Source organism: Streptomyces sp. Tue6028 (genome assembly GCF_002300165.1).
GTDB lineage: Bacteria > Actinomycetota > Actinomycetes > Streptomycetales > Streptomycetaceae > Streptomyces > Streptomyces siamensis.
Genome location: NZ_MLCE01000019.1, coordinates 400,700 through 411,541 on the forward strand (window position 1 = coordinate 400,700; position 10,842 = coordinate 411,541).

Sequence of the window (10,842 nt, forward strand, 5' to 3'; positions counted from 1 at the left end):
GGGTCGATGCCGTGGCCACCTGCCCTCCGTACCCGACGTACCCGACGCACCCCGGCGGTCCCGCCGGCGGTGGGCTGCGGCACGCGCACTGGTGGCAGCGCCGATGGGTCCGGTACGGCGCGCTGATCACCCTGCTCGCGATGTCGGGGCTCGTGATCCTGGCGCTCGTCCGCGAGCAGACCGGCACCGAGGGCTTTCTGGTCGGCCTCGGTCTCGCCGTGTTCCCCGTGCCGCTCCTCATCGCCGCGTTCCGCTGGCTGGACCGTGTCGAACCGGGCCCCTGGCGCAATCTGATCTTCTCGTTCGCCTGGGGCGCCTGTGCCGCCGCGCTCATAGCGATCGTCGCCAACAGCTTCGCGACCAGATGGATAGCGACCTCGACCGCGGACCCGTCGAGCGCCGACACGCTCGGCGCGACCGTCATAGCGCCGATCGTCGAGGAATCCGCGAAGGCGGCGGCCGTGCTGCTGGTCTTCCTCTTCCGCAGACGGGACTTCACCGGGATCGTCGACGGGGTCGTCATAGCCGGGATCACGGCCACCGGCTTCGCGTTCACCGAGAACATCCTCTACCTCGGCACCGCGTTCGGAACCGACCAGCTCAGCGGGGAGCGGGGGCTCGCCTCCCTCACCGCCGCGACCTTCTTCGTCCGCGTGGTCATGTCACCGTTCGCGCATCCGCTGTTCACCGTGCTGACCGGCATCGGTTTCGGCATCGCGGCGCTGTCCGCGGAACGCCAGCATCTGCGCCGCGTGCTGCTGCCCTTCGGCGGACTGCTGCTCGCCATGGGCATGCACTCCGTCTGGAACGGCTCCTCGACGTTCGGGGAGTACGGGTTCTTCGCGGTGTACGCCGCGTTCATGGTGCCCGCGTTCGGACTGCTGACCTGGCTGGTCGTCTGGACACGGCAGCGTGAACTGCGCACCGTGCGCACGGAGCTTCCGGCGTACGCCGTCGCCGGCTGGCTGACCCCGGTCGAACCCCATGTGCTCGGCTCCATGCGCGCGCGGCGGCTCGCCCGCGAGTACGCGGGGCATCACGGCGGGAAGGCCGCGGCGCGCTCGGTAGCGGAGTACGAGGCGTACGCGACCTCGCTCGCGTTCCTGCGTCACCGGGGCCGCCGCGGCCGTGCCGGCGCGGACTTCGTCGTGCGGGAGCGGGAGTTGCTCGACGAGCTGTGGCGGCGCAGGGAGATCGCCCGGCCCGCCCTGGCGTACGCGGCACGGGTGGTCGCGCCGCGGATTCCGGCACCGCCGTGGCCCGCCCACACAGGCGGGTACGGCTACGGGTACGCCTGGGCGTACGGACAGCCCGCGGACCAACCGCAGGGACAGCCGCACGGGAACCCGTACGGCCCGGTGGCCCCGTACCCCGCCTACAACCCCTACCGGACCTAGCGGCTGCTCCCGTCAGGCCGACGCCTTCGTCAGGCCGACGCCTTCGTCAGCGTCGCCAGCTCCCCTTCCGTGAGGACCAGGTCGGCCACGCCCAGCAGCGCCGGGAGCTGTTCGACCGTGCGGGCGGAGGCGATGGGGGCCGCGACCGTCGGCTGGGCGGCCAGCCAGGCCAGGGCGACCGTGGCGACCGGTGCGCCGTGCGCCTCGGCGACCTCGTCGAGGGCGGCCAGGACGCGGATGCCGCGTTCGGAGTCGAGGTGCTTGCCCGCCCCGGCGGCCCGGGCCGAGTCGACGCTCGCGCCCGGGCGGTACTTGCCCGTGAGGAAGCCGGACGCGAGGGCGAAGTACGGGACGGCGGCGAGGCCGGCGTGGGAGGCGACGTCGTGCAGGGGCCCCTCGTACGTGTCCCGCGAGACGAGGTTGTAGTGGGGCTGGAGGGCGACATAGCGCGCGAGGCCCTCGCGGTCGGAGAACTCCAGGGACTCGCGGAGCCGCTCGGGGGAGATGTTGGACGCGGCGATGTGCCGCACCTTGCCCGCCCGCACCAGTTCGTCGAGCGCGCCGATGATCTCCTCGACCGGCACCTCCGGCTTGTCGAAGTGCGTGTAGTACAGGTCGATGTGGTCCGTGCCGAGGCGGCGCAGGGACGCGTCGGCCGCCGCCTTGATGTTGGCACCGGACAGGCCCGGGTACCGGGGGTGCTGGCTGACCTTGGTGGCGAGGACGACATCGGCGCGGTTGCCGCGCTTCTTCAGCCACGAGCCGATGAGGGTCTCGGACTCGCCGCCCTCGTTGCCGTCGACCCACGCCGAGTAGGAGTCGGCGGTGTCGACGAAGTTGCCGCCGGCGGCGGTGTACGCGTCGAGCACCGCGAAGGAGTGTGCTTCGTCGGCGGTCCAGCCGAAGACGTTGCCCCCGAGGGCGAGCGGGAAGACCTCGAGGTCGGACGGACCGAGCTTGCGGAGAGGAGTCATACCTCGCCCCAACACCCTTACCGGATGGGTGTATTCCACATGCATCCGAAGCCACCCGAATGCACCTGACCGGCAGCCCTGACGTCGGGGGGTTGTCGTCAGGACCGCCGGAGACCGTTGCCGCGGAGGAAGTGGCGCTGCCGCGGCGGAGGATGCGTGGTCGCGCCTCAGGAGTGGCATCCCTCGCACCGGGGTCAGGGCCCTCGGCTAGGGATGAAGCCCGTGCACCCAGAGCACGAAGCCCTGGGTTCGGGTGAAGACCCTCGGCCCAGGGTCGGATCCCTGAGCACAAGGGTGGAGACCCTCGGCCAGGGGAGATCCCCCGGCACAAGGGTGGAGCACCTCAGTCGGGGGTCGGACCCCTCGGCACGAGTCGGGAAACCCTCAGCCCGGAGCCGGAGCCCCTCGGCGCAAGGGTGGAGACGGTCGGCTCAGGGGGTGAGGCCCTTGCCCCGCAGCCAGGCCATCGGGTCGATGGAGTCGCCTCCGCCGGGGTGCACTTCCAGGTGCAGGTGCGGCCCGGTGACGTTGCCCGTCGCACCCACGCGCCCGATCACTTCGCCCGTGGTGACCTTCTGCCCGGCGGTGACACTGATCGACGACTGGTGGCAGAACCACAGCTCCGTGCCGTCGTCGAGGGTGAGGACCGTGCGGTAGCCGTACGCGCCGGCCCAGCCGGCCTCCGTGATGGTGCCGCCGTGGATCGCCTTGATGAGCGTCCCGGTGGGCGCCGCGAAGTCGAGGCCGGTGTGGTAGCCGGAGGACCACATGGAGCCGGCCTCACCGAAGGTGGAGGTCAGCGTGTACGAGGAGGTGGGCAGCGAGTAGCTCTTGGCGAGCTTGGCGAGGCGCTCCGCCTCGGCCTTGGCCTTGGCCTCCTCCTCCGCCTTCTTCTTGGCGGCGGCGGCCTTGGCCTCGGCGGCGTCCTGCTGCTTGGCGGCGGTCTCGGCGGCCTGCTTCGCGGCGGCGGTCTCGGCGGCCTCCTGGGCCGCGGTGTCGACCTGGTCCTGCTGCGACTCGGCCTGCTGCATGATGCGGGCACGCAGCGCCTCACCGGCGTCGGCGCTGCCCTGCGCGGCGTCCGCGCTGGTCAGTCCGGCGGTGGTGAGCGGGGTGCTGGAGCCCTTGGGCGCGCCGGACTCTCCGCCGTCGGAGATCAGGGCCTTGGCGGACTCGGTGACCGAGGAGAGGTCGGGGAGGGAGATCGAGACCGGCGGCTTGCCGGGCGCCGCGGTGGCCATGCCACCCGCGCCGACGGCGGCTATGACACCGACACCGAGGACGGTGGAGCTGCGGGCGAGTCCTCCGCCGCGCTGCTTGCTGACGCGGTGCCGGCCGCGGACGGGACGGACGGAATCCGCGGTGGGATTCCACTCCTCCCAGGGGCCCTCGTCGTTGCCGTACGCGTAGCCGATGGACTGGGTTTCGTCCGGCGCGAACGAGGTTGGCTGGGCAGGCCGGTTGGACGCCACGTGGGCGCGCTCCTTTCCTTCCTTCTCGCCTACCGGGTTAGCTGACGGGTTCGGAGCAGGAAGGTCTCCTACGCGCGTCCCTCACGGATATGACCGCGAAGAACGCCCGATTCACCCCAAGTTAGTGGTTCCCCGGTTCCCTTGCGGGATTCGGCGCGTGCGCACGGAGCCGCCTCTTGTGACGGCTGGGACGACCGCGCTGCGTTATCGAACGTTAATAGACGCGGGCCCCGGATTCCAAGCCGTTCGGGTTGATCGTTAACGCTTTTGGCCTGGACTTTGGGGGCACCACTGCCGGAAACCGGGCGAGTTGACCACACCTCGTAAACACACCTCCTCCTGATGGTGCGTCAGTTGTTATGCGGAGGGGTACGGTCCGGTCACCCCGGGTGACAACGATCAAGGACGTCGTACGGCGAGCAGCGCCATGTCGTCCGTCGTGCCGCCTCCCGCGTGCCGCCGGACCTCCTCGGCCAGGACGGTCAACAGGGCGTCGGGACCGGGGAATACGCGCCCGGCGAGACGCGCCGCCGGGTCGTAGAAGTCCCCGCGCCCGTCGCGCGCCTCGGACAGACCGTCGGTGTAGAGGAGCAGCGTCGCCCCGTGCGGGAACTTCTCGCACACCGCGCGGTCGGGCCAGCTGCCCAACTCGCCCATCCCGAGCGGCAATGCCGACGGACCGGAGTCGAGCGTGACGAGCGTGCCGTCGGCGTGCAGCAGCAGGGGCGGCGGATGACCGCGGTTGAGGATCCGCACGGCACACTCACCGTGCGGGACCTCCGCGAGCACGGCCGTGGTGAAGCCCTCGAAGGCGTCGAGGCCCTCCCGCCGGGTGCCCTCACGCGCCAGCGCCCGCTCGAGACGGCCGGCGACCGCCTCCAGGGTCGCCTCCTGCTCGGCCGCCTCCCGGAAGGCGCCGATCACGACGGCGACGGCGGCCACCGCGCCCATGCCCTTGCCGCGCACGTCGCCCACGACCAGGCGTACGCCGTGCGGCGAGTCCTGCACCGCGTACAGGTCGCCGCCGATGAACGCGTCGGCCTGCGCCGCCTCGTAGCGTGCGGCGACCTCCAGGCCGCCGATCCGGTCGGCCGGTTCCGGCAGCACCGCGCGCTGCGCGGACTCGGAGACCTCCCGGACCGAGGCGAGCCGTTCGTCGCTGCGGCGCACGAGGACGTTGATGAGCGCCGCCAGGCCGGCGGCGGTCGCCACGGTGACGACTTCCGTGACCGCGTCGACGTGCATGACGGTCCCGAGCCTGAGGTGGACCCCGAGGACGGCGACGACGGCCAGCAGGCCGGTGAGCACCGTGCTCAGCAGCGTGTAGAGCGGCGCGGCCACCAGCGGGGCTGCGGTGAAGAGGGGGGCGGCGGTGAACTCCGTGGGGGTCAGGTAGTCGTAGAGGACCCCGGCGACGAGGAGCAGCGCGGGCAGCACCCGGACGAAGGTCCGCACGGAGGAGACCCCACGTTCCCCGGTGCCCGCCGGGCGGGGCCGCGGGGTGTCCCCGAGGCCGGGGTCGGGCACGGGGTCGCCGGGCAGCCGTCCACCGGACCGGTCGTACGGGCCCGTGGCCGCTCGCCGCTCGTTTCCTGGTCGCCCCACCCGTCCAGATTTCCCGGCACGGGGGCGGGCGGCGACCGGTGTGGACCGACCGGGGGAATGCGCGAGGTCGTGCCTGGCCGCCGCCTGGAAACGCGCGGCAGGGACGAAAAAAGGGGCCGCTGAGCGGGAAGGGGCCGGGGGAAAGACCAAGGGCCGGACTCGTCATTCCGAGTCCGGCCCTTGTTTCAGTAGCGGGGACAGGATTTGAACCTGCGACCTCTGGGTTATGAGCCCAGCGAGCTACCGAGCTGCTCCACCCCGCGTCGGTGAAACCAGTGTACGCCATCCGCGGGACCCGAAGCACACACGTTTCTTCGCGCCCCCGCCCGGCGTGTCGCGCGGGGCGGGGACTAGGGGGTTTCGTTCGGATCAGCCCGGGTCCGCGGCGCCCGGCACGGCACCTCGCCGCGTTGTCGGACCACCCGAGTACGCCCAGGACGCGGGCGATCCTCCGCCTTGCGACGCACCGCACCGGACGCCGCGGCCCGATCCGACCTGATCCGAACGAAACCCCCTAGCCGAGCAGGTGCCGGTTGGGCGCCTTCGCCCGCTCCTCGAACTCCGGCAGTTCGACGACGTCGACGCCCGCGGCGGTGAGCAGCCCGCTCCCGTCGGCCTCCGTGACGAACGTGTCGGGCTCGCGCCACGCGGTCACCACGCGCCGCACCCCGGCGTCGAGGATCAGTCGGGCGCAGGGCGCGGGCCGGGAGGCGCGTCGGGCGCACGGCTCCAGGCTGCTGTACACGGTGGCGGAGGCCAGCCGCGGGTCGGCGGGGTCGATCTTGGCGAGCGCGGCCTCCTCGGCGTGCACGACGGGGTCGTCGCCCTCCCGGGAGTGACCGCGGGCCAGCTCGGTGCCGTCGGCCGCGACCACCACCGCGCCCACGCTGAACGCCGTCTCCGAGGGCGGGCACAGCGCGGCCAGCTCGCAGGCGAGGGCCAGCCACTGCCGGTCCGCGGCCCCGGCGAGCTCCCCGGTGCCGGGTGCCGTGGGGACGTAGCGGACGAGGACGACGTCTCCGACGGCCCGCGTCTCCACGAGGCGCATCCGCCCGGGGGGATACGCGCCCGGGCCGAACAGCCGCGGCGCGTCCGGCTGGCCCACGAAGAGCGGTGCGACGGCGAGTTGCAGCTCGTCCGCGAGTCCTTCCCGCATCAGCTGGGTGTGGACCCGCCCGCCCCCTTCGACCATGAGGCGGCCCACACCCCGCACGTCGTGCAGGTGCTCCAGCAGCGCGCGCCAGTCGAGCTCGGGGCCGGTGGAGACGATGTCGATGCCGAGGTGGTCGAGCCCCCGCAGGGCCTCGGCCGCCCGGGCCGCGCCCTTGTCGGTCGTGTAGACGGCCTTCTCACCGCCCGTGTGCCAGAACTGCGCCGCCGGGTCGAGGTCGCCGGACCCGCTGACGGTGACCTTCAGCGGGTACTCCGGGCGTCCCGCGGCGACGCGTGCCGCGCGGCGCTCGGCCGAGTTGACCAGCAGGCGCGGGTTGTCCGCGCGGATCGTGCCGGCTCCGACGAGGATCGCGTCGCTGGACGCCCGCACCTCGTCCACCCGGTCGAAGTCGGCCGCTCCGGAGAGCAGCAGCCGCTCGGGGCCGGTGTCGTCCAGGAAGCCGTCGAGGGAGACGGCGGCGGACAGCAGGACGTAGGGATGGGGCATGGGAGACGCACCCTCCGGCTCTCGGCGGTTCGAACCGGCTCGCGGCGGTCCGGCCCGGCTGACTCAGTGGTTCAACTTTTAAACAATACCTAGACTGGCAGCATGACGACCCGCTGGCTCTCCCCCGCCGAACAGCGCGCCTGGCGCTCGTACGTCTCCGCCTCCTCGCTCCTGGAGGACACGATCGACCGCCGGCTCCAGGCGGAGGCAGGCATGCCGCACCTTTACTACTCCATCCTCGCCATGCTCTCCGAAGCGCCGGACCGACGGCTGCGCATGACCGAGCTGGCGGAGATCCTGAAGATCACCCGGAGTCGGCTGACGTACGCGGTGACACGGCTGGAGAACGACGGGACGGTGCGCCGCGAGGGCTGCCCCACCGACAAGCGCGGCCACGTGGCGGCCCTCACCGACGAGGGCATGGCCGTCCTGGAGCGGACTGCGCCGGGGCACGTGGAGACGGTGCGGGCGGCACTCTTCGACCATCTCACCCCGGAGCAGGTCGGCCAGCTGGAGGAGATCTGCGGGGCCATCACGCGGGCGATCCAGGGCGAACAGGCCGGGGCCTGCGGGGAAGATCTGCCCTGGCGGCGGCGTTCCTCCTGAGGTCCGCGCGAGGCGCGCGGACCGGGGGGACACGCGAGTCGGCGCCGGCATCGGGCCGCGCCGCACGGCACACCGGGCGCCACGCGACACAGAACGCATTGCTTGAACTTTAAAGCACCGTGTACTGTCTCCCTCCGAGGGCTTGCTTCAAATCTGAAGCACCGCCTGGAACGAACCCGCTGGACGGAGAGACAACATGCGCGACTACCCCACCGCCACGGTGCGCACCCGCGTCCGCGTGCCGCTGCGCTTCGGTGACGGCTACTCGGTCGACGCGGAGCTGGTCACCTTCCACGGCCTCGCCGACGAGCAGGAGCACCTGGCGGTCGTGCTCGGCGAGCCCGGGCCCGACCCGCTGGTGCGGCTGCACTCCGAGTGCCTGACCGGTGACGTCTTCGGCTCGGCCCGCTGCGACTGCGGCCCGCAGCTGCGCGAGGCGGTGGAACGGATCGCGGACCGGGGCGGCGTGCTCCTGTACCTCCGTCAGGAAGGCCGCGGGATCGGCCTCTACAACAAGCTCGACGCGTACGCCCTCCAGGACCAGGGCCTCGACACCTACGCCGCCAACGCCGCGCTCGGGCTGCCCGAGGACGGCCGGGACTACACGGCCGCCGCCCAGATGCTCCGGGCTCTCGGCATCGACTCCGTGGACCTGCTCTCCAACAACCCGGACAAGGCCGACCAGCTCCGCGACCTCGGCATCACGGTCGCCCGGCGTGTCCCGACGGGCGTCTTCACCACCGCGCACAACGTCCGCTACCTGCGCGCCAAGGTCCTCCAGACCCAGCACACGCTGCCCCTGCCGGAACTGACGGCGGGCTGACGCCCCGCCGCCCCGCGGCGCCCGCCCGCACGGACGACGACGGCGCCCCACCCGAGACCGGGTGGGGCGCCGTCCGCGGTAGACCCTGTGGGACTCGAACCCACAACCAATGGATTAAAAGTCCACTGCTCTGCCAATTGAGCTAAGGGTCCACGCACCGGCCGATGCCGACGCGCCGCACCGGTCCGCGCCGATGCATCCCCGAGCATAGCCGGACGTGGCCGGGACTCCGATCGGGTATCGGTGCACCGGCCACGCCAAAAGCGCGCTAGGTCACGGATCGACCGGTTCGGGCGCACCCCTGCGCGCCGCCTCACGGGCGATCGTCCGTTCGTGGTCGGGATTGAGGAACCAGTGGCGGGCCGAGGCCAGCCACCAGGTCGCCGCGAACCCGAGGACCACGAGCACCGCCACCGGGGCGTAGTTGAAGGTCTCCCAGGTGACGGGCGAGACCTGCGGCAGCATGAACAGCACCGTGATGACCACGACCCAGGAGACCGCGACCACGCCCACGGGGCGGGACCAGCGGCCCAGGTGCCAGGGGCCGCGCTCGAAGGCGTCGCCCTTGCGCACCCGCAGCAGCGTCGGGATGACGTACGCGACGTACAGTCCGATGACCGCGATCGAGGTCACGGCCGCATAGGCCGTGTAGTTGATCAGGTACGGCAGGCCGAGCACCAGCGCTCCCATCGCGGCCAGCCACACCGCCGCCACCGGTGTCCGCGTCCGCGGGTTCACGGTGTGCCACACATGGGAGAACGGCAGCGCCCCGTCCCGCGAAAAGGCGTAGATCATACGGCTGTTGGCCGTCACCGACGCCATCCCGCAGAACAGCTGCGCGCCGATCACGACGAGCAGGAGCAGCTTGCCCGCCGTCGCGCCCAGCGCGTCGAGCAGGATCTGGGCGGGGGGCGCGCCCGTCGCCGAGTTCAGCTCCGCGTCGTAGGACTGGATGGCGTACGTGAAGCCCAGCAGCAGGACGAAGCCGGCGATCCACGACGTCCAGATGGACCGCACGATGCCCTTGGGCCCCGCCGTGGACGCGTCGTGGGTCTCCTCCGTCATGTGGGCGGACGCGTCGTACCCGGTGAACGTGTACTGGGCCATCAGCAGGCCGATGAGGACGACGTACACCCCGCTGCCCCAGCCCGTGTTGTTGACGAACTCCGTGAACACGAAGGACGTGGACTGGTGGTGGTCCGGCACGAAGGCGAGCGCGCCCACGATGACCGCCACGCCCAGCACGTGCCACCACACGCTGATGCTGTTGAGGAGGGCGACGATCCGGACGCCGAAGGTGTTCAGCAGGCCGTGCAGCACCAGGATCCCGGCGAACAGGACGACGGTGCGGCCCGGGGTCACCTCGAAGTCGAACTGGAGGTTCAGATAGGCCCCCAGGAAGGAGGCCGCGCCGAAGTCGATACCGGCGGTCACCGCCACCTGGCCGAGGACGTTGAACCATCCGGTGAACCACGCCCAGGCCGCCGCGCTGCGCTTCGGGGCGAGCCGGTGCGCCCAGAAGTACAGCCCGGCCGAGGTCGGATAGGCCGAACAGATCTCGGCCATCGCCAGCCCGACGAACAGCGTCATCAGTCCGACCGCCACCCAGCCCCAGGTGATCACGGCGGGGCCGCCGGTGTTCATGCCGAACAGATACAGCGTCAGACAGCCCGACAGGACCGAGATGATGGTGAAGGAGACCGCGTAGTTGGAGAACGCCGACATGCGGCGGGCGAGAACCTGCGTGTAGCCGAGCTGGGCAAGCCGTTCTTCGTCCGACAGCCCACTCGCGATGGCGTCATCTTTCATGCCCCCAGCGATTCCCTTGCCGGGGCCATGACATGCGTCCCTCGGTTGGCCAAAAGAGACCCTTGAAGCCCTGCCGTCCGCAGGCGATCTTCACGCGCGAACCGAAGGAGCCGTTCCCCTTTCCGCCGTCGCGGTACGGCGTGCCGTTCCCGTCCCGCGTTCTCGGGCGAACGGAAGGACATCTGCGCGGCTCCCGCCGCGCGAACGACGACGTGGCCCCCACCCGAATCGGGTGGGGGCCACGTCAGTTCACTGCTTCAGCGGCCGTCAGCCGTTGCGCTTCCAGCGCGGCTTCTCGTCGCGGCGGCCGAAGGAGCCGGTGCCGCGGTGGTCGTCACGACGGCCGTACGGGCGGTCGTGGCTGCCGGAGCGGAAGCCGCCGGAGGGGCGGTCGCCCTGACGGTCGCGGTTGAAGGGGCGGTCGCTGCCACGGTGGCCACCGCGCTCGTCACGACGCTCGAAGGAACGGCCGCCACGGTCGTTGTCCCGACGGAAG

Annotated in this window: 8 protein-coding genes, 2 tRNA genes, 1 pseudogene and 1 riboswitch; of the genes and pseudogenes, 3 read left to right on the top strand and 8 right to left on the bottom strand. The window is 71.6% G+C overall.

Going from position 1 to position 10,842, the window contains the following annotated elements:
* Positions 1-11 precede the first annotated feature (11 nt).
* Complete coding sequence (locus BKI49_RS17830) at positions 12-1,397, top strand: PrsW family intramembrane metalloprotease (protein WP_095935260.1); 1,386 nt, start codon at positions 12-14, stop codon at positions 1,395-1,397.
* Positions 1,398-1,426: 29 nt separating this feature from the next.
* Here the strand turns inward: BKI49_RS17830 and BKI49_RS17835 are convergent, their stop codons facing one another.
* The 5 genes from BKI49_RS17835 to BKI49_RS17855 all read right to left on the bottom strand — a co-directional run bounded on the left by BKI49_RS17835 (position 1,427) and on the right by BKI49_RS17855 (position 7,108).
* Positions 1,427-2,371 carry an aldo/keto reductase gene (locus tag BKI49_RS17835; RefSeq protein ID WP_095935261.1) on the bottom strand — a complete coding sequence of 315 codons (945 nt, stop codon included), beginning with the start codon at positions 2,369-2,371 and terminating at the stop codon, positions 1,427-1,429.
* Between the two features lie 431 nt (positions 2,372-2,802).
* Positions 2,803-3,843: a M23 family metallopeptidase gene (locus BKI49_RS17840; protein ID WP_095935262.1), complete on the bottom strand. Its 1,041-nt coding sequence runs from the start codon at positions 3,841-3,843 to the stop codon at positions 2,803-2,805.
* An 11-nt stretch (positions 3,844-3,854) separates the two neighbouring features.
* A riboswitch (cyclic di-AMP (ydaO/yuaA leader) is annotated at positions 3,855-4,009 on the bottom strand.
* A gap of 233 nt (positions 4,010-4,242) precedes the next feature.
* A complete protein-coding gene (locus BKI49_RS17845; RefSeq protein WP_095935263.1) occupies positions 4,243-5,448 on the bottom strand; it encodes a PP2C family protein-serine/threonine phosphatase in 1,206 nt (401 codons plus the stop codon).
* Positions 5,449-5,637: 189 nt separating this feature from the next.
* A tRNA-Met gene (locus BKI49_RS17850) sits at positions 5,638-5,711 on the bottom strand.
* Positions 5,712-5,962: 251 nt separating this feature from the next.
* On the bottom strand, positions 5,963-7,108 hold the full coding sequence (locus tag BKI49_RS17855; RefSeq protein WP_095935264.1) for a dihydrofolate reductase family protein: 1,146 nt from the start codon (positions 7,106-7,108) through the stop codon (positions 5,963-5,965).
* Positions 7,109-7,210: 102 nt separating this feature from the next.
* On the opposite strand from BKI49_RS17855, the gene BKI49_RS17860 reads away from it, so the two are divergent.
* Complete coding sequence (locus BKI49_RS17860) at positions 7,211-7,714, top strand: MarR family winged helix-turn-helix transcriptional regulator (RefSeq protein ID WP_095935265.1); 504 nt, start codon at positions 7,211-7,213, stop codon at positions 7,712-7,714.
* A 196-nt stretch (positions 7,715-7,910) separates the two neighbouring features.
* Positions 7,911-8,537, top strand: a complete 627-nt coding sequence (locus tag BKI49_RS17865) for a GTP cyclohydrolase II (RefSeq protein WP_095935266.1) — start codon at positions 7,911-7,913, stop codon at positions 8,535-8,537.
* A 79-nt stretch (positions 8,538-8,616) separates the two neighbouring features.
* Here the strand turns inward: BKI49_RS17865 and BKI49_RS17870 are convergent.
* The 3 genes and pseudogenes from BKI49_RS17870 to BKI49_RS17880 all read right to left on the bottom strand — a co-directional run.
* Positions 8,617-8,689 (bottom strand) — tRNA-Lys (locus tag BKI49_RS17870).
* Between the two features lie 121 nt (positions 8,690-8,810).
* Positions 8,811-10,346 carry an amino acid permease gene (locus BKI49_RS17875; RefSeq protein ID WP_095935267.1) on the bottom strand — a complete coding sequence of 512 codons (1,536 nt, stop codon included), beginning with the start codon at positions 10,344-10,346 and terminating at the stop codon, positions 8,811-8,813.
* Positions 10,347-10,613: 267 nt separating this feature from the next.
* Positions 10,614-10,842, bottom strand: a pseudogene (locus BKI49_RS17880) (DEAD/DEAH box helicase); the annotation flags it as partial.

What these genes read in the sequence shown, in the direction of transcription:
- BKI49_RS17835 (WP_095935261.1), bottom strand. Translation starts at nt 2,371, where the DNA reads ATGACTCCTCTCCGCAAGCTCGGTCCGTCCGACCTCGAGGTCTTCCCG.
- BKI49_RS17855 (WP_095935264.1), bottom strand. Translation starts at nt 7,108, where the DNA reads ATGCCCCATCCCTACGTCCTGCTGTCCGCCGCCGTCTCCCTCGACGGC.
- BKI49_RS17865 (WP_095935266.1), top strand. Translation starts at nt 7,911, where the DNA reads ATGCGCGACTACCCCACCGCCACGGTGCGCACCCGCGTCCGCGTGCCG.
- BKI49_RS17860 (WP_095935265.1), top strand. Translation starts at nt 7,211, where the DNA reads ATGACGACCCGCTGGCTCTCCCCCGCCGAACAGCGCGCCTGGCGCTCG.
- BKI49_RS17875 (WP_095935267.1), bottom strand. Translation starts at nt 10,346, where the DNA reads ATGAAAGATGACGCCATCGCGAGTGGGCTGTCGGACGAAGAACGGCTT.